General features: G+C 42.3%; 17 protein-coding genes and 1 pseudogene. 6 read left to right on the top strand and 12 right to left on the bottom strand.

The window, feature by feature from the left end:
* Positions 1 to 218: 218 nt before the first annotated feature.
* The 12 genes and pseudogenes from AACQ38_RS11260 to AACQ38_RS11205 all read right to left on the bottom strand — a co-directional run.
* Positions 219 to 599: pseudogene (locus AACQ38_RS11260) on the bottom strand (aminotransferase class III-fold pyridoxal phosphate-dependent enzyme); the annotation flags it as partial.
* Positions 600 to 741: 142 nt separating this feature from the next.
* The gene (locus AACQ38_RS11255; RefSeq protein ID WP_165578138.1) at positions 742 to 3,906 is read right to left on the bottom strand and encodes a non-ribosomal peptide synthetase; all 3,165 of its coding nucleotides are present in this window, start codon (positions 3,904 to 3,906) and stop codon (positions 742 to 744) included.
* Between the two features lie 9 nt (positions 3,907 to 3,915).
* Positions 3,916 to 5,151 (bottom strand): cytochrome P450, encoded by a 1,236-nt coding sequence (locus AACQ38_RS11250; protein WP_165578137.1) that lies wholly within the window; start codon positions 5,149 to 5,151, stop codon positions 3,916 to 3,918.
* Positions 5,148 to 6,671 (bottom strand): MbtH family NRPS accessory protein, encoded by a 1,524-nt coding sequence (locus tag AACQ38_RS11245; protein ID WP_011145545.1) that lies wholly within the window; start codon positions 6,669 to 6,671, stop codon positions 5,148 to 5,150. Before AACQ38_RS11245 ends, AACQ38_RS11250 begins: the two co-directional genes overlap by 4 nt.
* A complete protein-coding gene (locus AACQ38_RS11240; RefSeq protein WP_011145544.1) occupies positions 6,671 to 7,435 on the bottom strand; it encodes a thioesterase II family protein in 765 nt (254 codons plus the stop codon). The genes AACQ38_RS11245 and AACQ38_RS11240 overlap by 1 nt, the downstream gene beginning before the upstream one ends.
* The gene (locus AACQ38_RS11235; protein WP_011145543.1) at positions 7,432 to 7,611 is read right to left on the bottom strand and encodes an MbtH family NRPS accessory protein; all 180 of its coding nucleotides are present in this window, start codon (positions 7,609 to 7,611) and stop codon (positions 7,432 to 7,434) included. The genes AACQ38_RS11240 and AACQ38_RS11235 overlap by 4 nt, the downstream gene beginning before the upstream one ends.
* Complete coding sequence (locus AACQ38_RS11230; protein ID WP_011145542.1) at positions 7,608 to 9,254, bottom strand: ATP-binding cassette domain-containing protein; 1,647 nt, start codon at positions 9,252 to 9,254, stop codon at positions 7,608 to 7,610. The genes AACQ38_RS11235 and AACQ38_RS11230 overlap by 4 nt, the downstream gene beginning before the upstream one ends.
* A complete protein-coding gene (locus AACQ38_RS11225; RefSeq protein WP_165578136.1) occupies positions 9,251 to 11,005 on the bottom strand; it encodes an ABC transporter ATP-binding protein in 1,755 nt (584 codons plus the stop codon). Before AACQ38_RS11225 ends, AACQ38_RS11230 begins: the two co-directional genes overlap by 4 nt.
* A 1-nt stretch (position 11,006) precedes the next feature.
* Positions 11,007 to 16,004: a non-ribosomal peptide synthetase gene (locus tag AACQ38_RS11220; protein ID WP_165578135.1), complete on the bottom strand. Its 4,998-nt coding sequence runs from the start codon at positions 16,002 to 16,004 to the stop codon at positions 11,007 to 11,009.
* 14 nt (positions 16,005 to 16,018) lie between these two features.
* Positions 16,019 to 19,822 carry a beta-ketoacyl synthase N-terminal-like domain-containing protein gene (locus AACQ38_RS11215; protein ID WP_165578134.1) on the bottom strand — a complete coding sequence of 1,268 codons (3,804 nt, stop codon included), beginning with the start codon at positions 19,820 to 19,822 and terminating at the stop codon, positions 16,019 to 16,021.
* On the bottom strand, positions 19,819 to 21,603 hold the full coding sequence (locus tag AACQ38_RS11210; RefSeq protein ID WP_165578133.1) for a non-ribosomal peptide synthetase: 1,785 nt from the start codon (positions 21,601 to 21,603) through the stop codon (positions 19,819 to 19,821). The genes AACQ38_RS11215 and AACQ38_RS11210 overlap by 4 nt, the downstream gene beginning before the upstream one ends.
* A complete protein-coding gene (locus AACQ38_RS11205; RefSeq protein ID WP_165578132.1) occupies positions 21,582 to 22,553 on the bottom strand; it encodes a TauD/TfdA family dioxygenase in 972 nt (323 codons plus the stop codon). Before AACQ38_RS11205 ends, AACQ38_RS11210 begins: the two co-directional genes overlap by 22 nt.
* Before the next feature lie 1,076 nt (positions 22,554 to 23,629).
* Here AACQ38_RS11205 and AACQ38_RS11200 point away from each other — a divergent pair.
* The 6 genes from AACQ38_RS11200 (at position 23,630) to AACQ38_RS11175 (ending at position 26,356) form a co-directional block, all read left to right on the top strand.
* Positions 23,630 to 24,394, top strand: a complete 765-nt coding sequence (locus tag AACQ38_RS11200; protein WP_339367042.1) for a hypothetical protein — start codon at positions 23,630 to 23,632, stop codon at positions 24,392 to 24,394.
* A gap of 71 nt (positions 24,395 to 24,465) precedes the next feature.
* Positions 24,466 to 24,648, top strand: a complete 183-nt coding sequence (locus AACQ38_RS11195; RefSeq protein ID WP_165578131.1) for a hypothetical protein — start codon at positions 24,466 to 24,468, stop codon at positions 24,646 to 24,648.
* Entirely contained in the window at positions 24,638 to 25,039 is a 402-nt protein-coding gene (locus AACQ38_RS11190; protein ID WP_165578130.1) for a DUF1240 domain-containing protein, read from the top strand. Before AACQ38_RS11195 ends, AACQ38_RS11190 begins: the two co-directional genes overlap by 11 nt.
* A 37-nt stretch (positions 25,040 to 25,076) precedes the next feature.
* Complete coding sequence (locus tag AACQ38_RS11185; RefSeq protein ID WP_165578129.1) at positions 25,077 to 25,478, top strand: DUF1240 domain-containing protein; 402 nt, start codon at positions 25,077 to 25,079, stop codon at positions 25,476 to 25,478.
* Positions 25,479 to 25,515: 37 nt separating this feature from the next.
* Positions 25,516 to 25,917 (top strand): DUF1240 domain-containing protein, encoded by a 402-nt coding sequence (locus AACQ38_RS11180; RefSeq protein WP_165578128.1) that lies wholly within the window; start codon positions 25,516 to 25,518, stop codon positions 25,915 to 25,917.
* Positions 25,918 to 25,954: 37 nt separating this feature from the next.
* Positions 25,955 to 26,356 (top strand): DUF1240 domain-containing protein, encoded by a 402-nt coding sequence (locus tag AACQ38_RS11175; RefSeq protein WP_165578127.1) that lies wholly within the window; start codon positions 25,955 to 25,957, stop codon positions 26,354 to 26,356.
* Positions 26,357 to 26,376: the final 20 nt, after the last annotated feature.

Here is a 26,376-nt window from a genome sequence, read left to right as displayed (position 1 = left end):
GTGGTAAAGCAGCTAAAGAAGCCACTTTAACGTATAAGTATTCATGGGCCGATAATGGGTAATAGTCCGGTTGAATTGCCCACTTTACCGCTAAATAACTCAAGTGCCCCAGACTTTTTTATGCTCTCATTTTTACGCTCTCCTGTGGAAGAACCCCAAAATTTGACGATCAATTTAATCGAGGATCTAAAATATCTATTACTTTAGCTAAGACTTCATTAACGCTCCACATAAGCATCCATCACAGGCTGACGATAATCCTTATTACCTGTCAAACTTAATGAGGTTCCTGTCATACCGTGAAAACCATTGGTAAAAGCAACGACTCGACAGCGTTGGGTTACTTTACGTGCAAGCTTAATCGCCGATTCAACAACACTGCTACCAGTCGGTGAAGTAAACTGTAGTTTATAGGTCAACCCTCTGGGTACCAGAATGTTTTCTTGAAAAGCGGTGATAAAGTCTTTTTTCGCTTTAGTGTGCAAATCCAATGCACCTTGAATACCATCTTCATTGATGTACTGAAATACAGCCAGTTTTAGTGCGTAATGGTTATGCCCATAATTCAACGCCCCTGCACAACTGAGAAAATCAAGATATGGCGAGCCATCTGTTTAAGTTCTCCTCCAAATGTTTTCTGAATGAGGCTAATGTAAGTCAGCCTCGTAGATTAGATTTCTGCGTTTACAGCAACTAAAAACTGTGAAATCAAATACCAAAAAATTAACTATCCGACGATAATTAAATAATCTGCTCGGATACAAATGCTATGTCTTCTATCTTTTCACTAAGTCGTTCGGCCAACGCTAAAGCGAATCCCGTGCCATAACGTTTTTCATCTGCTGTCACATTTATTAAAATACCTTCGCCTTTCAAATCATTTATCAACTCAACCCTAATCGGTAAGCTGGTATGGTCACGCACATCTTCATCACTATTCACCAACCCTTGCTCTAATAACTCATTGCGAGAATGAAAATGAACGTAGCTAAATGCAGCCTCGAAGGGTGGCCCTCCTAACATGGTTTGTATTTCTGAATATGGAAAGCGTCTAAAGGGCAATATTTCTTTTTCAGCATCGAAAGACTGTCTTGCCAGTGCCTGCCAGTTATTAGCAGAGTCAAGATTCAACTTTATCGGAATATGATTAAGGAACAGTCCAAGAGTTAAATCCGCACCTTCCATCTCAGGCCTACCGTTAACAGACATCCCTGCAACAAAGTCAATATCTTGTAACTGATGAGCTGTTGTCAGATAGAAACCAGCAAAAAACATACTTTTTAACGGAATGCCCCAATCTGATACATTTTTTAACAATTGCTCCACTGTTCTTTCCGGCAAGACCAGTACTGCTTTCCTATAATCAGTATCTTGATATCTATCCGTTTTTTCTTTAGCTGAATATTGACTAAAAAACTGTTTCGCCTTGTCGTTATCGAGCGCTTCTCGCTCAAGTCTGACAAACTCTGACAATGGTGCCGGTTGCTCCAATAAAACAGACTCGCTAACTAAATTGGCTTGATACAATCTCAAAAGCTCAAGGATAAAAACAGACTCACTCCAACCATCAAGGATCGCATGATGAAAGGCATAAGCTAACCGAAATTGTCCTTCATTCAATGCCGCCGCATGTACCCTCATTAAAGGAGCCTCTTCAGGATCAAATGGTTGGCTTAACTCAACCATTACTTTTTCGTGACGTGCAGCCAACTGTTCATCATCAAGATTTGTGTAGTTTTCCACTATAAGTGGCAATGATGGTAGTGATTCAACCAATTGCATCACTTCACTAAAAGAGGCCAAATCAAATTTTGTTCTGAGAACCGGGTGCCTTTTGGCTATTGACTGAAGCGTGTCGTGAAGTATTTTTTCATCCAGTGGCAAGTTGACATCCCGAGCAATAACATCAAGGTAGATTGCTTTACCACTGTATAATCCCTCAAATAGCATCCCTAGCTGCAATCTCGTCGCCGGATAAGCAGTTTCGATATTAACAGGCAACCTTTGCTTATCCGTTTCATTTATCAGTGGGTTCTCATTCTGCTGACTGAGAGCTTCTTCTGTTTGTGCCAAACCGCGGCAAACCCCACGCAATGCCGGATTGCGAGTTAGTCCATTATCTGTTTGTTCTGGGAGCACCAAATCTTTACACATCGCCCTAAGCGTCGAGGTACGAAATAAGGTAGAGAGTGTCAGATTGAGTCCTCGTTTTTCAGCTTCCGCGATAACCTGAATAGCCAATAACGAATCGCCTCCCAACGCAAAAAAATCAGCATCAGGCACAACATCAAATGGCCCTAGAATTTGTTGCCAGATCTCTGCCACCAGTGCTTCTGTCATGGAGAGTTCACCGGATACCACCTCTTCTAATCTCTCAGCCTCTTTCCAACCCATCAAAAATCGACGATCCACTTTACCACTGCTTGTTAAAGGTAGCTGTTCATGCTGAATAAACTGACTAGGCCACATATAGCTGGGTAACAATGTTTGAACACGAGTGATGATAGCTTGCTCAACATCAGTGTTTTTATGAGTTGTATGATCAATGTGAGTTGTATAATGGGCGACCAGTTGTTCAACATGGCGATCACTGTCAATGTTCAGCACAACACAAACAGCACTCACATCCTGACAGCTTTTTATTGCATGCTCTACTTCTGCCAGCTCAACTCGATGACCCCGCACTTTGACCTGATCATCAAGCCTGCCCACAAACTCAATCAGTCCATCATTCGACAATACGCCTTCATCACCAGTAGCAAACATTCTGGCTCCTGGTTGGGTGGAGAAAGGATCAGGTAAAAAACGCAGGCTAGTTAGCCCAGGTTGATATAAATACCCCCGTGCGACAGACTGTCCCCCAATATAGATTTCACCACGCTCACCTGGCCTGACCGGTCTTAACATCTCATCCAATAAGTACATTTCCGCATTGACGATAGGTTTACCTAAGGGAGATTTTATCGCATCAATACTTAATGATGACATAGAGTAACTACTCACCAAGGTCGTTCCTTCAGTCGGGCCATATACGTTATTAAATAAAAAGTGTTTGCCTAATTTCTGCTTCCTGGACAAATACTTAAACGCATGAGTGACTGACATTGCATCGCCACCAACAAGCAATTGAGGTACGCTATCCAGAGCCTCTTCGCGATAATCTACCAATACGTGAAATAAGGCAGGTGTCAGTAGCAATATCGTAATCCCATGTTCAACAAGGCATTTCGGTAGCTCATCAATGGCTTGATATGAAGGAGAAGCCAATACCAATGCCGCGCCATTAGTCAATGCTCCCCATATTTCAAAGGCAGAAGCATCAAAAGCCGCAGGTGCTAACTGCAATATTTTTTCATTAGGTCCGAAATGAACGTACTGCTGTTTCTGGCTAACGAGGTTGGTAACGCCATGATGAGTCACTCCCACTCCTTTGGGGCGTCCTGTACTTCCCGAGGTATAGATAACGTAAGCTAGCTGTTGACTGGTAACTTGTGGCAGGATTTTTGGCACTACAGATTGGATTTCATCGATATAAACAGTGGCAACATTTTCAATGACCGTTGAATCTTTCATCATAGTTCGAGTTAACACCAACCTTGTACGCGAGTCCGTTATCATATAACGAAGTCGCTCAGTCGGATAATCGGGTGGGAGTGCTAAATAAGCAGCACCAACTTTAAGCGCAGCCAACATCGCTATGATCATGTCAGAAGAGCGCTCAATATGGATTCCAACCACATCTTCAGCCCCGATATCTAAGTCCATTAGTCGATAGGCAAGTTGGGTAGCACGGTCTTGCACATTTTGGTATGTCATTTCTACATGATGTGCACTAATGGCGATCTTGTGAGGAGCATTCTCAACCATCGCATCAAATTGTTCATGCAACACTATGCGTTCTTTCATTATTTATTCCTATGAATAATGTGCAGCAGTCAATTTGACTGGCAAGCGATGGTAACCAGATAGAAAAGTCGAATAGATAGGGCTGGGTTCTCCACTCAAAGAGATCTGATCAACGAGCTCCACAAGCGCCTCCAGCAGTGCAATAATTTCTATTCTGGCAAGAGCGGCACCAAGGCAAAAATGAGCCCCATATGAAAAAGAAATATGCCGATTATCACTCCGATTCAGATCAAGCTGATTGGGTTTAGTAAAGACGGTTTCATCAAAGTTAGCAGACCGATTCCAAACAATGACAATATCACCAGCCCTAATCTGCTGACCGCCTAATTCAACATCTACCGTTGCGGTCCGACCACCATGTAAAGCCGGCGTGGTCCATCGCAACAACTCCTCTACTGCCTTACTAATTTCTGCTTCACCACGTCGCAATTGAGCCCAGCATTCTGGATATTCGGCAAATGCTTTTATGATCCCTATCAATGCCAACCGAGTTGTTTCATCGCCACCCAGTAACACGCTATAACAATTGAAGACGAGTTCTTCTTCTGTTAATGCCAGGGAGTTTTGAGTCATTGCTATCAGGTTACTTATAAGATCATCTTCCAATGGCGCGATTTTGCGAGTCTGAATACATTTATAGAAATACATCAACACTTCATTTCTGGAGAGGCGGGTATCTACTTTATCAACTGACAAAGAGTTCGAAGCCAGTGCTGCACTTGCATTGACAAATAGTTTTGCTCGATCCGATTCTGGAACTTTTAAAATGTCACATATGGCCGCTAACGGAATATGTGGTGCTACATCAGTGGCAAAGTCACATTGCCCGGATGTTACTGCATTACGTACAAGCTCATGCATCGCATTTTTGATTCTTTTCTGTACCGACATCAGGTTCTTAGGGCTGAAAGACTTTAACAACTCTTTACGGATTTGACGGTGTCTATCTCCATCAGACACTGCAAGCATGCGACCACCCGCTGTGTCTCCATCATGTAACAGTGTAGCCATGACATTTCCACGAACAGAGGTAAAGGTTTGACTATCACGGTAAACCCGCATAGCTAACTCATGGGTGCTGACAACCCAAAATCCTGATTGACCATTGACCGCAGGATGCCAAGCGACAGGTGACTCATTACGTAATTGCCGCCAGATGTTATCTATATCAGGACGTAAATGAGTCAGGGGGTCAGTGAGATTTATGTTATCCGGCACTTTAGCTACGTTTGAAATAAGACTCATATCGCCCCCAATTCATGCGCATCAAGAATTTGAACGGCTTCACTGTCCATAAATCGAACATGAAAACGCAAGCACTGCCCCATACGCTGATAAATATCCAGAAATGCCTTATGGTTATCCACTTTGCCCAACACCATGTTAATTTCATTGGTTTGTGAGCCTCCCGGCAAAGTAGCTCCTGCCCATACATATGGGCGATATGACGATACACCCTCAAGAGAGAGAAGTTCATCTTCCCCATTAATTCGGAGAATTTCACATGGACGTGTTGGCGCAATATGGCAGATATTGAAATAGACGTGCTCAGGATTGAACACAGGGAGATCAATCATTTTTCCCAGCGCTAATCGTGCAGCCATTTCAAGCAGACTAATATTGAGGCTGATTTTGGCCATCTCGTTGATACCCCCGCCCACTCGGCCATTTACTTCAATGATCCTGGGTCCCTGCTCGGTCAACTTCAGCTCGGTATGGGTGATCCCCCGATTAACCCCTAACACGTTGATGGCACTTGACGTTAATGCATAGATTTGGTTTTGTTCACTATCACTTAAAACTGATGGCCAGATATGACCATATTCACGAAAAGGGGGACTAAGTGGCATCTTGCCGGTCACATTTATATGCTTAATCTCTCCGTTAACCACCAAGCTCTCAACCGAGACATAGTCACCAAAAGGCAACGATGGCCGCCCCTGGAGGAACTCTTCCAATACCAGTGAACGACCACCATCAAATCCAACCTGTTTATTTGAAAGCAGTTTTTCTACAAGGCTCTTTCCTGTTTGCGGATCTTCAATAAGATAAGTATCGATGCTGCCACCACCATAGGCTGGTTTTAACACTGCGGGAAGACAAACCTGTTCAACAGCTTGCTCCCAATCTGACACAGTGTTAATGAGGTAGAATCTTATCGACTCAATGCCAGCCTCTTGTAAAGCCACTCGCTGCTTATATTTGTCAGTAAGCCGATAGACCGTTTCGAGATTGTGAAAAGGCAAATTCAAGTGTTTTGCCAGCGTAGCTGTAAGACGTAAGGCACGCTCACTAAATGTCACAATCCCCGCAGGATTAAGGTGAGCAAGTTCTGATACCGCCCTTGCAATATCAGAACCATCAACTACGTGACCAAATCGTGAAAAGTAGGATATGCGCTCTCTTGTGTGTTCGTTTGAATTGATAACAAGTACAAGTGGTGCAACCCCATTCAATTCAGTGACAATATCTTTGGGAAGGGCTGCGCCTTCATCATAAATCACTATCAGAGGTTGATTATCAAAGGATTGTGGGCCATTACGCAGAGAAGCCGGGCGCATATCGGTCCAAACTTCTTCAATCCATTTTTTACATGCTTCTTGCGTCCCACTAAAACCGGTCGCTCGCCATCCGGTAGCGACAGGCCATTCAGAATGAACACAGGCATATTGCTCTTCATCATTTATTACAACCAAATATTCATCCGTCAAACCTTCAAAACGGGATGAATACTTCATTTGTGTTTGGGTATTTTCATCACTCATTAGCGCAGACTTCCTTCTTTTAAGCAAGTTTGACGGATATACAAATAAATGTCGTAAAGCTGATCTCGATAATAGAAGTGATCTCCAGGGAACATGACTAATTGGCAAGAATCATGTGTCAGCGATTGCCACTCTTGTAAATGATATGGGCTCACCCACGGGTCACGATCACCGCCAATGGCTAAAATAGGGCAATGTACCTTGCCACTGGCTTGTTTGTGCTCAGCCACTAACAAATAATCAGCACGCAATACAGGCAACATGAGATCAAGCACATCCGCATGAAGCAGTTTCTTATCTTCATTTCCTATATTGGTTTTTAGCTCTTCAATCCAAGCTTCCCGGCTCATACGGAGTATCTCTTCTGGCACCATACTATTCAAATGTGGTGGACGTGCTGCTGATAAGACCAAATATTCAACGGTTCGGTTAGCTTGTTCTAAAAGTAATGCCAGTTCATGACATAACAAAGCGCCCATACTATGACCAATAAGAAGAAGAGGCCCCTGTGTATGCAGCAATACATCTTTTGCCGCGGTAGCCACCAAATCTCTTATACATAAAGGGAGTGGTTCAATACTTCGAGAACCTCGTCCCGGATACTGAAGCACCAGCACTCGATAACTATCAGTCAACAGTTGCTGAACCCAGTCGGTCATAGAATAAGCACTGCCGCCGCCAAAAGGCGCAATCACAACAGTCATTGTCGTCTGCTGTCGATCGCAGTAATTCCATAATCCTGGCGTCAGTTGAACACGTTTCATTCCAACGTCTCTGCGGAAACTTTCAATTTAGGATCACTCCAATATGTAGCTATCCAATCCAGGCATTCTTGTTCTGATCCCGAAAAACCCACATTTTGCCACCCTAACGGTAATATCCGCCCTTCAGGCCAAATGGAGTGCTTACCCTCTTTGTTACATACCACCCTGTAATTCATGATGTTTCGCTCCGCCGTTTGATAGTCACCACTTGATCCGCCTGAGCAAGCAGGTCAATATTTTGCGAGGCTACAATCCAGATCCCCGACCACTTTTTAGGCAGTGCTGACCATATGGCTCGGGCGGTATCAGTATCCAGAGATGAATCGCAATCATCGACGACATAAACTTCGGCTGAATGACATAGCATACGGGCCAATGTCAAACGTTGGCGCTGGCCTCCTGATAACTGTTTGACACTACCGGACCCCAGCACAGTATCAAGCCCTTCAGGAAGATCAGATGAACCCGGTTTCAGATATACTGCCGTTAACGCCCGCTCCATAGTTTCATCACTGACAGCGTCGTTACCCAGTGCCAAGTTATCTCGAACAGTACCGCCAACAAAGCCAGCACCTTGACGGGCATAAGTAACTTTAGGGCTTTGCCACCAATCGACGTCTCCACAAACTTCTTTGTTATTCCAAAGCACACTTCCTGATAAGTGTCGTTCCAGCGCGAGCAGACCGCGAAGCATACGACTTTTACCGGAACCCACTTCTCCATTAACGACAATCAGTTGATTGGGTGTGGCTGTAAACGAAATAGGTTGCGTATCGCTATTGCAACAAAGCCCCCTCACTGTCAGTGATTTCAGGATGTCATCAGCAATAGGGGCTTCGCTGGCAGGCTGCTCTGTCTGTAACAGTGGCTGAATTCGCTCGTAGCAGACATCGGCATTTTTATAGTTAGCCAAGGCGCGACCGAAAAAGAAGATCTGCTCACTGACCCAACCGATATAAGTCAAAAACAGAGCCAATTTACCAATAGTGAAATCGCCACTGACAATTCGGGTACTGACAATAATCAAAACAATAGATGTACCTAGCATCACGATGTTACGAAATAGCCCCGACAGCAGATCAGTGAACATTTGATGCTTTGCCTGCACCGCCCGACGACGTTCAAAACTTGCCGAAAGTCGCTCAATATGCAGATCCAACTTTCCACCAAGGCGAAGGTCACGGATTCCTGCCAATATGTCGGTGATACGACCCGCAATTTGGCCTTGATATTGACGTTTCTCCTCCTGTAATGCTCCGACCTTATGTTTGAGAGCTATGCCCAGCCACAAACCACCAGCCATCGGTAAAAGCGCCAATGTCGTCACAATGTCAGTACTCAGCAACACCACAAGTGCTATCAACAATAGTACCGCTCGGTAGAAGAAATCCGCTGTCCAACCGAGAAAAGAGGCTACTTCATCACTGTCATTACGAATACGGTTGAGCATATCCCCTTGAGAAAGACCCAGATCCGCGCCAGAGTGGCTGCAATTTATTCCCTCCAGAATGCGTTGTTTAAGATATGCGCTGACCTTAAAAATAAGGGTAAAATCAATCTGTAAGCCAAAAATCAGTATCACTGAGCGTAATACCATTGAGCCTACCGCCAATGCCAATAGCCACCAAACCGCTGAGCCTACGGGATCGATAACAGCACTATCAAGAAGCTGGCTGATGGCAAAACCAACGACCAAAGGTAAGCCGTGGATCAGCGTCCATATAACCATGCTGATGAAGTAAAGAAAGGAAAATCTGCGCACTAAACTCAGTAAAGAAGGCAACATTTTTGATGGGAAAAAGTGGGTTAACCCCGTCATGATATAAGTTCCCTATGTTTTGTTAACGTTTTGATCCCTGCGCCATGAAGGAGTTCCTCGACACGGCCTTCATTCATGATAATGACTTGGTCAGTAGTGGATAATGTGTGCAGGCGATGGGCAACGATGATCACGGTACGATTAGCGCTAATTTTTTCCAGTAATCTCATCCAACTCTGCTCAGTGCGAGGATCTAATAGCGAGGTGCCTTCATCGATAATGATTAATTGTGCGTCTTGAAGCATGGTTCTTACCCCGGCAATCATTTGGACTTCCCCTTCCGACAATGAACGCCCCCCAACCCCCACCAAAGTATCCAGCCCCTCTGGTAATGTCTTCGCCCATTTATGGATCTCTAACTCTTCGAGCGCGCACCAAATTGCATCATCTGAAATGCTGTTATCGAACAGAGTTAAATTTTCGCGTAGTGTTGCTGAAAAGAGATACGCTTTTTGGCTTAACACTGCCACACGATTGGCAAATTCATCAGGATGAATGGAAGTGACCTCAACACCAGCAAGAGTAACCCGTCCGCTATCAGGCTGAGCCAACCCACACATGAGATTGAGTAATGTGCTTTTACCTGCCCCCGTGCGCCCAACAATGCCTACTTTGCTTCCAGCGTCCACACTGAAGCTCACGTTATGTAAGACTTGCTTACCCTGACTTTCATAGCGAAAGTCAACCTGATCAAATTGAACTGACAGGGGGCCTTCAGGTAGCTGATTCTCTACACTGTTGTGATTGACTTTCTCCTCATCTCGCAACATCTTGACTACCAGTGATAAGGTCGCCATCAATTGTTGTACCTGATCTACCTCCGAAGACATCTCTTCCATTGGCTCTCTGAGTCGGTCAACATAAAGATAAATCATGGTTAACGTACCAATACTGATACTGTTATGACCGAGTAATTGCAGCCCAAATCCAAAACCCAGGCCAAAACTCAAGGCAAAAAATAGCTGGGTAATCGGCCAAAATATGCGTCCGCTGACATAGGCTTTACGTTCCATTTTTAATAAGCCAGAAAGCATCTTCTGTAGTTGCAAAGCAGGCCAACGGCGTCTTCCCAATGAATGCAAATCATCTTTCGCAGCAAGAGCATCGCCGATAAAACCAAATATGTGGGCTTTCTCTTCACGGGCTTTTTTCCATCGCACTACTGCAAGGTTAGTAAGTTTCACCAGAACATAAGCCACAACGAGAACTAACACGGTAATTGCGATACCTACTTCTGGGATAATAGAAAACAAAATCACCAAAGTGCCTAATGCTAATGCGATATTGCCTATAATTCGGAATCCGGATTCCGCAATAGTTTTTCCAATAATGTCCGCATTCCCCTCAATCTTTTCAAGGAGCTTACCCTGAGCTTCACTTTCAATTTGCAGGATAGACCGATTGTGCACAACATGATGAAATAGCTGACGCCTAAGCGCATCGGCAATACCCCAACCTGCACTGGTACTGCAATAACTGGTAACCAGACCAGCGATAACACCGGCAAAAGAGATGATTGCGTATCCTAAAGCCAAGAGGACAAGTTCATAAACAAAAGTACCTGCGGTCGCTTTATCAATGTAATGACGGATCACAAATGGCCCCGCTAAATCACAAACCAGTGTGACAACTAATGCCAGAAAGGTGCCAATAATGGCTTTTTTCATTGTCCGGGCGCTCTGCCAAAGCAACTTAAAACCTGTTAATGGGTTAGGAGAATTCATACCTTGCATATTCGTTTGTATTTTCATATTAATTTTTATGAGTTATCCGTTCATTAAATTCAGATAGGACCGTTTTTATTTGCTCTTTTGGCATGACATCACCTGCAAATTGAGCACGAATTTCCATCTGCCCATCATTCACACTGATGTTAAAGCAAAGCAAATAATCCATCGGTGTTACCTGAGGATTCCAGTAACCCGTTCCCTCTGTGGTGATATCAATAAAGATCGGATTAACTTTCTCCTCATCAGGTGTATTCAGAAATAAAAGCTCTCCTTCAAAATCCAGTCTTAATTGTGGTCGAGGAATTGCCTTTAATTTTTCGGTGATTTTAGGATTAACAGAAAGATAGCGAAGTGCTTCAAAGCCAAACCCTCGAACAGGTACCTCACGTAACAACCGCGCCACATCAGTTGCATGTTCATCAAAACTGCGTCCCATCGAAAAGGGCAACAGGAACGGAAAACCACATGTAAACCAGCCGATAGTGCGTCCTAAATCAACTTCGTCGAATAGGTCTTCTCGACCATGTCCTCCCAACTCAACAAGGATATTGTTGGCACTGGAAAGAAAATGGCTTTCTAAAGACCGCGCAAGCAGAGTCAGTAATCGGGCAAGTACGGGAAGTTGACTGTGCTCAGATGGTTTTAAAAACTGCTGAGTCTGTACTTCATCAAATACTGTTGTTTGCTCAACCCTATTCGCCTCAATGCCAATAGCATCCGTACTTACTAACTGCTGTGCCTGTTCATAAGGTTGTGAAAGCCAATAATGAACACCAAACAACGCTGGATCATCCTGCACCAATCGGTGTAAACGCCTGGCCCAAGCGAGATACGAAGTTGTCGGAATATCTAATTCATGGGCTTCAGCTCCGCCAAGCAACGCCGCTAAATCCTCTGTAAGTAAATCCCAGGAATAAGGATCGACTACCAAGTGGTGAACTATAATCAACAACTTGTCCGGCAAATTATGAGCAGTTCGATAAAGTTGTATGCGGCAGATTGGCCCATTCAGCAGATCTAACGACTTATGACCTATATTCGCTAACTCAGTAATTTTCTGCGATAAGCTATTTAGGGCTATCTGCTGCAATTCAAATTGTTCAATTGCGATACGGGCTTGCGGGTTAATTCCTTGCCACCTCCCCAATGTAGTAACCATAAAGCTGGCTCCCAAAATAGGGAATCGGGCCAATAGCGCTGCTGCTGCCTGTTCAACAGTCTCCAATGACAAAGTGCGACTCAGTGTAAACAACACACCATGATTACAATGATTTTCATTTGGATTATCACGCTCAAAAAAGGCATGCTGAGCTGGTGTCAAAGGGGCCAGATCACTTAATTCATTCGGTGCATATCTGACTTTGGTTAGTGCACTCTTCCACTTGGCTAACAACACATTAATTGCAGCTTCATTATGACGGGAGGGGATGTACTCAAGGGTAATAATCAGTTTCCCATCAACGATGGCCGCATTGATTTCCCATTCCAGTGGACGGTGCCCCGTTGCTGCCCGCCGCATTCCAATATCTTCTTCTACACTGAAAAAGCCATCATTCTGCTGCTTCGTATTGAAGCGCCCTAAGTAGTTGAATCCAATATTTGGATTCTGCTCCATAACATAAGTTTGTTGTAAATGGGTCTTGATATAGGGACTAGCTTCAACCATTGCAGTCGCAACTTCGACTACCGTAACCATAGCATTGACCGGTAGCACAAAGGGGCCTATTGTTGTAAACCACCCCACAGTTCGCATTACGTCAATAGACTTGTTTTCCTCTTGCCTGCCATAACCTTCCAACTCAATCAAGAGTTGACCGTTACCCTGTTCAACAGCAATGGTATTTGCAAGTCCCGTCAAAAGAACCGCAGGTATTCCTCCGTTAGGCACTAATGCCGAAATTTCCTGAATATATTGTGTTTCTGACTCAGATAACTTGACCTCAGCAACCGAACGTTTGCCATAAAGGTTACTTACATGACTATTCACCTGTACCACATCAATTGGTGCAGTTAACTGGATCGGAGGAAGTATTTGGGGAGATATTGCTGCTTGTTGCTGAGACCAATAGAGATATTGCGTGCTTTTCCTCGGAAACCTCGGCATTTCTTTTTGAATAATAGCCTGATACGCAGTTTCAAGATCTTCCAGCAAGATTTGCCAGGAAACTTGATCCACAATTAAGTGATGTAATGTCAGCAAAACTCGAAAATCATCCAACATTACAATTCGTAGTAACGGTCCTTCCTCGATTGATAATGATGCATGAGCCTCATTGGCGATGGTTTCTTCCGAACAATCTGATTCAGCGAACCAAAGTAAGTTGTCATAAGGCGAGCGCAAGGCTTGATAATGCTTTCCCTTCTCTTTGGGAAAACAAACTCGCAATTGTTCATGGTGCTCAACTAATGACTGTATCGCCAAGGATAATGCTTCTGCATTTAACGGCTCCGTTGTACTGATCACATGTGACTGATTCCAATGGTGCTGTTCAGAAAATCGCTGCTCGAAAAACCATTGTTGGATTGATGTCAATGGTGCTTTTTCTATACGCGGAGTTGAATTTGCTGCCATTTCACCTTTGGTACTCGCCAGTTTTGCAAGTGAAGCGATAGTTGGATGTTCAAGCACATGACGAGGACGCAAATTGATCCCCAAAGAGCCCGCCTCATGTATCAGACGGATACCAATAATGGAATCCCCACCCAAAGCGAAAAAATCATCCGTGATGCCCACTTTGGCTAGCTTGAGGTATTTACACCATAAATCACAAAGCTGTTGTTCCAACTTGCTGCGTGGTGCAACATAAGAAGCAGATTCAGGTTGTTGTTTTGCCAGTGCCTTTAATTGCTTACGATCGACTTTACCATTAGCATTACATAACAGTGCATCAAGAAAATAAAACTTGCTCGGCACCATATAATCCGGCAATTGCTCAGCCAAAAATTTACTCAATGATCTGGCATCCACAACGGTATCACTCGTCTGCGTCACGAAAGCACTTAATTGCTCAAAGCCACTCATATCAACAAGTTCAACCGCACACATCGCTACATCCGGATGGTTTGCCAGCACCGCTTCAATTTCTCCAAGTTCGACGCGGCGACCACGAATCTTCACCTGGTTGTCGGCCCGGCCAAGGCACTCCAATATGCCATCCTCTCGCCAACGACCACGATCACCCGTCCGATACATACGGGCACCCGGGACAGGCAGAAATGGGTCCGGCAAAAAAGCCGCCGCCGTGAAGCGATTACTGCCGATGTATCCTCGCCCGACATTCGGCCCACCAACGAAAATTTCACCACCGACCATTGGAGGAACAAGTTGAAAATCTTTATCTAATACATAAATTGTCACGTTTGGCAAAGGCGTACCCACTGGACAATATAGCCCATCAGATTGCTCTTCGACCTTTCCTTGAGTCACATCATCGGTACACTCAGCGGGACCATAAGCATTTAGCAGTGTCACCATTGGCATACACTGATGCCAGCGACGTGCTAGATCCGTACTTAACACTTCTCCAGTTGAGATCATCCCACGTAACTGCCGCTGAACCCGCATCTTCAATGAAATCGATTGTTCAAGGATATCCAGGATAACTGCAATGAGCGAAGGAACTAGTTCAATATATTCAAATTTCTGCTCAATAATGTATTGAATTAACTCTTGAGGATCTTTTACAACATCATCAGAGACAATGGAAACCGTCGCACCTACGGTCAATCCAGTAAACATTTGCCAAACTGAGATATCAAACGAAATGGGTGCTGTTTGCGGCAATGTCACCCCTAGTTTCAATTCACAGTTTTGGACCTGAAATACCAGTAAATTAAGGAAAGAACGATGTTCAATTCCTACACCTTTAGGAAGACCTGTCGAGCCTGAAGTAAAGATTACATAAGCTAATTCGCTTGGTGATGGCTCAGTTACCTGCTGATTAAGTAACTTTATCTCATCACCATCCACTAAAACCGGGCTTTGAAAACTAAGTTCACTGAATGAGAACCAAACTATCTGCGGCATATCCACAACATGATCTGCAATCAATGCCTTCGCATGTTTTAGCATGTGCTGTTGCCGGGCTTTCGGTAAAGTTGGATCAATAGGTAAGTAAGCACCACCCGAGAAGAAAATACCGGTAGCAACAGCAATAAATCGAGCGCTGCGTGGTGCTGAAAGCGCCACAATATCATCGGCACTAATGCCAGCATTTTTTAACTTCAATGCTACCGATAACGCCAACTGAAATAGTTCCCGATAGGTAAGCGATTCTGTTTTATCACGGAGAGCTATCGCATGGGGGTTACTTTCCGCTTGCTCCAACACTAGCCGATAAAATGATTTTCCTGAGCTATAATCAGGTTGGGAATTGAATCTGGCTAGCAATTTTGTTTGCATCGCGTCATCGACGATAGCCATATTATTTAGACAGATGTCGAGATCGAAAAGCCCCTTGTTTAACAGTGTCGCGATACCTGCCGCTAAGTGATGAAGCGTCTGAGTCGCAGCAACAATTCCACTCACACTCACTACACCATCAATAAGCTCGATAGCTATCCCAGTTTCCGTCTGAGCGCAATTAACGACAATAGGCATGAAATGCTCCAAAAACGGCATCAACAGCACCTTGTCTATCGATCCATGATTAATAGCCTCAACAGCGGCCATGCGAACATGGCTTAACCATTCACGAAAAGTCACGGCAGGAGGTACCGTCAATAAGACAGGCAAACGCTTGCCTTGTTCGGTGTTAATATGCAACACAACAGAGGATACGCCCCCAATACGGCGCAACACGATACTAGTCACTGCCGCCAAAATTGCCCATGTCAGCAATTCAGAGTTGCCCGCTACTTGTTTTAGCCGGTCAGTAACGGTGGGGAAAAGCGGACATTGCGCACTTACCAGAGATCCCTCATGGTGAGGAAAAATATCTGCGGTTGTGGCAGCGGCCTTAGTTAAATCACCAACCCGCATCAGCCAGTATTCACGATCAATCAGCTTCATAGTTGTCATTTTTTTATCCACATCTAGAACTGAAAATCTGGAATATCGCTAAGAACATCGTCTTGACCATCAAACAAGGCGAAAAGAGTGGTTTCTTCGCCTAATGTCATCAGCCGTGTCAGTGCCTCTATATAAATATTCAACCAGCGAGAAACCGTGTCTTGTGAGAAAAGGGCAGCGGAATATTCCAATCGCGCTTGAAGCTCATCACCATATTCAATACAGGTAAGATTGAGCGGATATTTCGCGCCATTAGGATCGACATCCAGCAATTCGACAACGGCTCCATTTCCCCCTAATACCCTAATAGGATCAACATCATTCTGAAAATCAAACATGGTGAGATGATAGGAGGTATTTGCCATCAGTTTCTGGATTCGATCAGAAGGAAATGCACTATGTGAAATCGCGCTGAGTGATGCCTGCCTAACCGCATTCAGCACTACGTGAAATGGCTGGTGTGGATCAAGCCGTGCACGCACAATCACGGTATTAACATAACAACCAATGGTGTTTTCATCTTTCAGTTGCCGGTTAGCCACCGGCATAGCAACACAAATATCATGCTGCGCACTTATCTGCCATTGTAATGCCACCCAAGTTGTCAACATTATCATTTGTACCGTTACGCGAGAATTCATCGCCATCTGCCTCAACCTCTCGGTAACATCCTTCGATATCATCACAGGTAAATTAGCACCCTGGAGGTTAGATGCTGTCCCGCCCTCACCATCACAAGGCAGCAGCAGAATTGGGATGTTTGCCAAATATCCATACCAGAAAGCCTCCAGTTTTCGACCCTGTTCACTTTCAAGTAAGGTATATTGCTCCATCGCGTAATTTAAATAGTCGTTCACAGGCGGAGATATCTTGCCACCACTAAGAGCTGCCAATACCAATCGCCATGACCAGCCATCAAAAAACAGGTGATGAAAATTCAGCAATAGTGCTTGACGTACTCCATCGCTAAAATTCACTTGCAACAGTTCGAATCGTGTGGGAGGAATACCATAAGGTGAGAGCGGCGTTTCAACCATCTGCTGTAGACGCTGAGTCAGAACGGGTATGCCCGTTGCAATAGTGTATTTTGTTAAATCGACTTCACTATGAACCAGTTTGACCTGCATCGGAGGATGGATTACCGGGTTAACGCCTTGTTCGTTGTATTCCAGACTACAACGCAGCATCAACTGTTGTAAGACAAGTTCAGTTAGCGTTTTTTCCAACCAGGCAACATCCGCCTCCGCATTGATAAGCAGAGCAGCGGGAACATTATAAGCGCCAGACTCACCAGCAATTTCCGTTGCCGCCCAAATTGCTAATTGCTGACCAGAAAGTACATGTTTATTGTTCCTTGTTTCTATCTCCGGTGTTGTAGATACGGAGGATAATTGAACACTGTCTTTCACCAATTGATAAAACTCATTCAGATCCAGGCAATCCAACAAATCTATCAATTTCAGATCCGTACCTAATACCTCGTTCAGCCGAACCACAAGTTGCTCACCATTAAGTGAATTACCTCCAGCCGCAAAAAAATCATCATCAAGTGTTAATTTCGGCTCTTTCAGCACTTCTCTGACCTGAGTCAACAATATCTCTTCAACATTTTCTCCTGAATTTGATATCGAAGTGTGCGGTACAACATCAGAAACCATAGCAGGGTTCTCAATAGTCTCTGGCCAGCAATAGGTGGCAACAAAAGGAGCAAATGGCAGTTCAAGACGACGATTTATCTTGCGTTCACACCCTTGCTGCCAATCTAGATTGGCTCCATTGACAAACCAATCTCCAAGCAATGTCAACAGAGATCTTTCACTATCGTATGACTGATAACCCAACGTGTTAATGGCTGTTGCAAGCTCACCACAACGACTGAATCTCACCAAGCATAGTTCAGCCTGTTCTTGCAACAAGGTTTGCAAACGCTGGTGATCAAATGTTGAATCAGTGACCGGTTCATCAGCAAGACGCAATGCATCAACAAATTCAAGACCACCATCGACGACCTGTGCGGCCAATTTCCCCACACCGTAGGCCAGTAATAAGTCAATTGTCACCCCAAACGCTGTCAATACCGCGTGATGTCCCAACAACCAAATAATCCAGCGCTGCCGAAGCGTCCAAGTTTTCCCTGAACATAAGTTCTCTGCTTGTTTTATTACACGATGAAAAGCTGGAAATGTTTCTCCTCGTTTCATCAATAGTTGAATATCTATTGGAGAGCATTCATCAAAAATAAGACCAACAGATAACGAAGATGATGGTGAAGATGAAGATAGCGAGATTGAACCGTGGTTCGTGAGTTGCTGCACTAAATGCGAAACAGATGAAGCCACACAGCTCCAACGATATGGGAAATGCTCCCGTCCCAACATTAATATATCGGCAATCTCGTCAATTGATGCTTCGGTTGAAGATAACGCATTAGTTATAGCACTTAGGTAAGTGCTGAGATCTTGTGTCGTCTGTGCCGATATCAGCACCAATCTCTCATTTATCTCATATTTTTTGTGCCTTAAAGTTGAGGGGGCCTCTTCAACGACTAAATGCACATTAGTACCACTTAGCCCAAACCCACTGATTCCCGCGCAGTAAGGACGCTGACCTTGACGTGGCCACGGCTCACAAGAAGAAGAGACACGTATCGGCAGCTCTTCTGTAGATCTACACAATGGATTCAACTGTTGGAAGTGAGCCGTAGGGAAAATCTGACCAGTGCGGAATTGAGCTATAATACGAACAAGCCCCGCCAACCCAGCCATACCACTTAAATGTCCAAAATTACTTTTTACAGAAGAGATGACACAAGACTCCTGTTGCACGTCATAAGCGGCAAATGTATCGACTAAACCTTGTACTTCTATCGGATCACCAATTTTAGTGCCCGTACCATGAGCTTCTATGTAACCAATATCAGTAGCTGTGACCCCTGCTTGATGCCATGCTGCCGTAATCACCTCGGTTTGTGCGATGCTGCTAGGTGCAGTGATACCATTGCTACGGCCACCGTCATGATTAATCGCACTCCCTCGTATGACAGCATGGATAACATCATGATCTTGATGTGCACGACTCAACCGTTTAAGCAGAACAAAACCGCCTCCTTCCCCAAATCCAGCACCATCAGCCATTGCATCGAAAGGACGGCATCGATCTGTCATTGACTCAACCCCTAACCCACTTGAGTTCTTACTACTCTGAGGCAAGGTACCTAAAACAAGTTCACAGCCTCCTACCAGAGCAAAATCAGCCTCCCCTGTCAGAATCTTGTTCCGTGCTTCGTGAAGTGCGACCAAAAATGATGAACATCCCGTATCTATGGCATAAACTGGGCCACGCAGATCAAGCAGATACGCAATGCGACCCGCCGAAAAAGCATGCAAGCTGCCGATGAAAGCGAACGGATTGGCTTTTCCCTGTACCGATAACGACTGAAAAAGATCTGGATGCGGCCCGCCGTGCGCAGCAACAAGTACTGCTGTACGCGCATCAGATAACTCTTTCAGAGTGTATCCCGCATTGACAATCGCTTCTGTAGCCAGTTGAAGCCCTATACGTTGTCTGGGATCGATATATTCGGCTTCACTTAGTGCAATACCAAAATAACGGTGATCGAACCCGGTAATTTCATCAAGCCATCCCCCCTCTTTCTCATTGCCTGTAAGAATTTGCCCCGTATTAGCCACCCGACTTTCAGGTATTGGGCGAATGCAGTCCCGACCGTCAGCCAAAATATCAATCAATTCACGCCAATTTGAGCATTGTGGTAACCGAAAAGAGACGCCAATTATGGCGACCGCATCATCTGAATATAGTGTCGTCACAACTGTACCACCTTAGTTTTATTGGGAGCTGTACTCTCGCCACCGAGCACTTTGGCTAAGGACCCAATGGATGGATATTTAAATAGTTGGGCAACAGTGAGATTTGGAAAATGACGACGTAATCGCCCAAAAACCACTAACGACTTGAATGAGTCACCTCCCGACTCCAGGAATTTAGCCTGCATATCAATATCATCACGCTTAAGCACTTCACGCCAAATATCTAAGATAAGCTTTTCTATGTCATTACGAGGAACGGTAACATCAGAAGAAATCGATTCAACAGTATTAACAGAAGCCTGCAAACGCGCTATATCAAGCTTTCCATTAGCATTAACAAGGATTTCATCAATGTTGTAGATTCTGGATGGAATATGACTGGCCGGTAATCGGGTAGCTAAGTTTGAAAGTAGTTCATTCTCTCTCGCAGTACCCACAACATAAGCAACCAGTTCATCAATCTGGTGAAACTCAGATTTTACACTGGTAACAACAACCTGCTTAATCCCAGGTTCAGCAAGCAAGGCATTCTCAATCTCTTTAGGCTGGATTCGATATCCACGGATTTTGAGCTGGCGATCCACGCGCCCGATAAATAAATAGTTGCCTTGCTCGTTTTGTTTAACCAAATCACCACTGGCATAAAACCTACGTCCAAAGATATCAACAAAGTGAATTTCTGTCAGATCTTGATCCCCATGATAGCCTCTGGCCAGCGCACGCCCTCCTATATATAGTTGCCCCACTTCCCCGGGGGAAACTGGTCGCCTGGCGTCGTCCAATACAGCTATTTCAACACCATTTAAGGGCTTACCGATTGGAATTGAGTCATTGCCTAGGCGTGTTCCATTTAGCTGATGCATTAATACACCAATAGTCGTTTCCGAAGGGCCATAGTGATTAAATATTCTCAGATTGGGGTTTGCTGCAAATAAAGTTTTAGCAAGTGCCGAAGTTAGTTCTTCCCCACCAATAATAAGTACTTTTTCAGGTAATAATTCCGAAAGGTTACCTTCTCTGGATAACATCTCTAATTGCGAAGGCGTGCATTTCAACATTTCAATTGAAAATTTACTGATATGCTTAGCAAGCTCGATTGAGTCCAGCATCATTTCTCGATTGATAAGCTCAAGGGTACGACCTGTTAGCAGAGCAACGAAAATAGACGTATTACCAAGATCCGAAGCAAAAGTTGTTGTACTCGCCAAACTGGAGGGTATTGGTGATACACGCTCAACAAATGCCGAGACGTAATTCATGATACTGCTGTGTTCAATTGCAACAAGTTTGGGAATTCCTGTTGAACCGGAAGTTGATACCAAATAAGCCAAATCACCGGCTTTGCGACCTGATACCGGAATATATTCCTGTGGATCTAATATTTGTCTATCAAGATTAATGTAAGAATGGTGTTCAATACGTCGGCAGTTCAAATCATCAGTTAATACTGTAACCCCGCCTGCACGCTCTATTAATTCATTAATTCTACTGTCGGGTTCGCTGACCTCTAACTGAATATATGCAGCGCCAACGGCCCAGATAGCCAATGCAGCTACAAGACTTGTAGCAGATCTTTCCATAAAAATTGCCACAACATCACCATTTACCACTCCTTGTGAAATGAGTAATTGAGCAATGGCACCAGCCTTCCCTGCCAATTCTTTATAAGTAAGTGCAATGTTGTCATGGCGTACAGCATATAATGAATCTGAAGTGGTTACTGAATTGGCAAAAAGATCTGCACAAGTTCTTGATTCTGTCAAAGTGTCCCATGTTTGCATCTCATGTCCTCATTTGGCAGGAAAAAATTGCAATGCATTGGTGAAGCCATGATCACATAGACTTTGCGTGCTCCACTAAACGGTTCCCTGCCGTGGGCAACGGCAAGGTTGTCAACAACCGCCACATCACCGTTCTTCCAATCCGGATACACTGTCTCCGCATCAATAGCGGCTCGAATTTCAATTAATGTGGATGCGCTGATAAGAGTACCATCGCCATATTTCGCCATTCGTGGAAATATCCCCACACCGAGTGCAGCTTCCAAAGCAAGCTGAACTTCTTCAGGCAAACTGGAAGGATGGAACAGATTCGCTTGATTAAACCAGCTTTCTTCCCCAGTGTAAGGATGAGTCACAACACCTTGTACAACCTGTCGTGTGATTAACTGCTCTTCATCTAACCACTCAAAGTCAACACCTTCAGATCTGAGTTTCTCTTCAACTATTCTCCTTTCCTCAGTCTGAAATACTTGCTGCCAAGTTAAGTCAAACCCAGTGTTATAACGTCGTTCATATAAAACACCTTTACTTTTAAATTCTTCGCGGGTTTCATTCGAGAGACGTTGGAGCACTTTTCTATAGTCTGCCAATGTTGTCTGACCACCAGAATCAGCAGCTTTTTGTGACCACAGCCATAAATATTTTGGCCAAGTACGCCGGTAAGACATTTCATTATGCAAAGGTATTCGTTGATCAGCAGGGTACTCTGTAGAAGTGAACACCCGATCATTGACTTTAGTACGTGGTGTTGAGGGTTCTTCATAATCCAATATTTCAGGAGTTGCACTTAATACTGCTTCTCTGAATGCAATAACATCTTCAATGTTGAATCCACGAAAAAGTAAGGCACCATGATCATTAAGCTTTTTTTTACACTCGTTCCAGTTATTACTAAACCAGGAATACAGTGTGATCCCACTATTTGGAGAGCAAATCGTGTAAGGTAGCATATCATATTAATCCTATTTAAAATGGATTAGCTAAACTGCCTACGTCATTCATTTTCCAAAGTTATTAATTGAGTAAATTACCAAAACTAAAAAGAGCAGCACGAATTCGAAATATCTGGCACTATTTCGATACTCTTAAAATAGATTTAAACCGTATATCCAAGTAACTTGGATATGTATACCCGTTATCTTTCAAGTTGCCTCTTTGTTGGCTGCACTCGCTCACCCCGGTCACATCGTTATCTATGCTCCCGGGGATTCGCTCCCTTGCCGTCGCGATGCACCTCGAAATCCATAAGGTATAGGTTTTAGAATTTGTAAACGGTTAGTAATCCCAAATGCTAGTGAACGCTAACACTCTGGTAAAATTACATTTAGTAAATCGATCTATTGCTATTATGAACATCTTATTACATAAATCAGAAAGACTCAATACTCCCACATAATTGAGATGAATAAAATTGCCGTTTGTCTCAAATGCTTTATCTTTAACTTTTTTATAAGAGTAAATATATTCAGTTAAATAGTTAATAAGCTGTATGATTTGATAGATTGAAAAACTATTACTGACATTATTATCAGACTTATTTTTCATATTTTAGATAATATTTGATATGCCTAATAATGGTCGTTTTATAAATTTATCATACTTGAAAACCATGAGTGTACTCCAGTTCATATTAAAGCGTTTTCTCGCTGTTATTTTACGAAGAAAACCATGATAATTAAACTTAAAAAAATAGGCGTTTCTGCCCTAAAAAAGGGTAAATAAAAAGGTGAATGGTTTTAATACCGAATTTCTTTCCTAAAACATAGAAGCTTTTTTTATCTGTTTGAGTTAATAGTTTCGTTTATTAGAGATGGTTGGGATAATAGAATTTAAAGCATTTATTTTTTCATTTTCATACTTAAAGCCTCATTCCTATCTCGTCAGGTTAAATCACATTTAAGTGTGGAGCTTCGTTCTGTTACTCAGTTTTAAGCATTATAAAAATCCGAGCCTAAAGGGATTAAGTCTATGGTGTTATCCCATCAGAGGTGATTTTATCCATTATGATGCAGGAATATAATGGCTGATGCGTTGCGATTATCCAACATTTTGCTATTATGCAACCAATATGGCTTTTTTTTACACAACGATGTTATACTCAAATTGTAAACTCCATCCGTTAAATACCGATGTGATGATTTTTGATTTTAAGAATATTAAAGGAAATTTCACGATGACACATAAAAGATACAGCCCCTCTTGGGAAAGCTATATGGGCGATTTTCTAAGAGGTAACTCTGGGATTAATCATTTGAAACCTCAATATCAGCCCTTTGATGCTATTGGTCTTGAGAAACAGTTAAACGAGAATACAACGTATATTGCGTTACTATCCTTAGAGGAAGCGAAAGATGTTTTAGAGGATATTGATTCGCCAAAACCAAAAAGTCCATTTATAAAGAAAGTGTTTTCGATTACCGATCCTATATCACCCTATGCAGGTAATATACGTGATGCTTTTGACTTTGCAAATGTAGTAGGAGAATTTAAAAAATTAGGAATTAAAGCCACAGAGTATGTTGGTAAAAATGGGCAAAGATATATTAAAATTTCAGGTCATGCGGAGCTTAGAAAAATCATCAATGCTTCAAGATACAGTGCTTCTAACATGAAGATGATCTCTATGGGGATAGGGCAACAGGGAATAAATAGTAGCATAGTTAAGGGAGTTAAATTCAATATACTATTTTCCTCAGCTTATCGAGCGGTTGAATACATCTTTAAAGATGAATACACGCTGGCTGATTTCTTAGGCAATATTTCAGTAGATATGGCGCTAAAGCAGCAGTAGCGGCCTTTGCTTCTTGGGTTATTGGAACTTTTGCAGCAACTGCATTTGCTACTGGTGCTAGCGTAATTGCTGTGGCTGGCTCAATGCTTTTTGTAGGTGCTTTGACGACATATATACTTGATTCTATAGATAAAAATTTCAAAATTAGTGAAACTATAATTAATTTGATCAAAAAAGAATTAGAAAGAAAACCAAAAACACCAGAAGCTAATTTCAATCAATTTCTTCATAACTGGGGGAATTATGGTAAATAAAAAAAAGCTTTTGCATATTATAGGAGCTTTTTCTTTTATTATTCTAACGTTATTTACTTTTTTTTCTAGCGGAGAAAATTTAATTTCCTTAGTTAAAATGGAAGATAAAATAATATTCTCAGTCCCTGTTTTTATGCTATTTTTTGCTTTTCCTTTCCTTTCATACTTTATAGTTTCTGTTATTTTCCTTAATATAAAAAATCGCTGGCCAAAACATCACGATAGTTTTATTAACTGTTTTGAGGTGATTGCCATTGTTTCATTCTTTTTAAGTTTTCCCCTATCTTTTTATGTGGATTATAAATTAAAAAGTGAAAATTATTTAATATGTGAAAAAATATCCTGGAGGTCGCCTAATACCTATGTGAAAAACATTAAGCTATGTGATTAATATTATTGCGTTTAATTTCTTTATAACTGGAGGGGTTATGATAAATAAAAAAAAGATTATGCATATCATCGGCGCTTTTGCTATTTTTATTTTAGCACTATCAGGTTTCTTTTTGACTGGGGAAAATCTAATTTCCTTAATTAAAATGGAAGAGAAAATAACATTCTCAGGCCCTGTTTTTATAATATTTTTTTCTTTTCCTTTTCTTTCATACTTTATAGCTTCTGTTATTTTCCTTAATATAAAAAATCGCTGGCCAAAACATCACGATAGTTTTATTAACTGTTTTGGGGTGATTGCCATTGTTTCATTCTTTTTAAGTTTTCCCCTATCTTTTTATGTGGATTATAAATTAAAAAGTGAAAATTATTTAGTATGTAAAAGAATATCTTTAGCATCACCTAATACCTATGTAAAAGATATTAAGCTATGTGATTAATATTATTGCGTTTAATTTCTTTATAACTGGGGTGATTATGAAAAACAAGAAAAATATCTTACCAATAATCTGTGCCATTGCTATTTTTATTTTAGCACTATCAGGTTTATTGTTATCTGGGGAAAACTTAATTTCTTTAATTAAAATGGAAGAGAAAATAACATTCTCAGGTCATATTTTTATAATATTCTTCTCTTTTCCTTTGATTTCATATCATATGGTTTTAGTTATTATTGTTTATATAACTGGTCGTTATCCCAAGCATCATGATACCTATGTTAAATATTCAGCCGTAATAGCTTTTTATTCATTTATTTTAAGTTTTCCCCTATCTTTTTATGTAGATTATAAATTAAAAAGTGAGAATTATTTAGTATGTGAAAGAATATCTTTGGCATCACCTAATACTTATGTAAAAGATATTAAGCTATGTGATTAATATTATTGCGTTTAATTTCTTTATAACTGGAGGGATTATGATAAATAAAAAAAAGATTATGCATATCATCGGCGCTTTTGCTATTTTTATTTTAGCTCTATCAGGTTTCTTTTTTGCTGGGAAAAATCTAATTTCCTTAATTAAAATGGAAGATAAAATAACATTCTCAGGTCCTGTTTTTATAATATTTTTTTCTTTTCCTCTGCTTTCATATAGCATGATTTTTGTTATTTTCTTTAATATAACTGGCCGTTATCCAAAATATCACGATAATTTTATTAACTGTTTTGGGATGATAACTGTCATCTCATTTTTTTCGAGTTTCCCCCTATCTTTCTATGTAGATTATAAATTAAAAAGTGAGAATTATTTAGTATGTGAAAGAATATCTTTGGCATCACCTAATACCTATGTAAAAGATATTAAGCTATGTGATTAATATTATCGGATTTAATTTCT

The sequence above is a fragment of the Photorhabdus sp. RW14-46 genome, from assembly GCF_963887965.1.
GTDB lineage: Bacteria > Pseudomonadota > Gammaproteobacteria > Enterobacterales > Enterobacteriaceae > Photorhabdus > Photorhabdus laumondii.
Note: the sequence above shows the minus strand (reverse complement) of the source record. Positions and strands in the feature narration are given on the sequence as shown.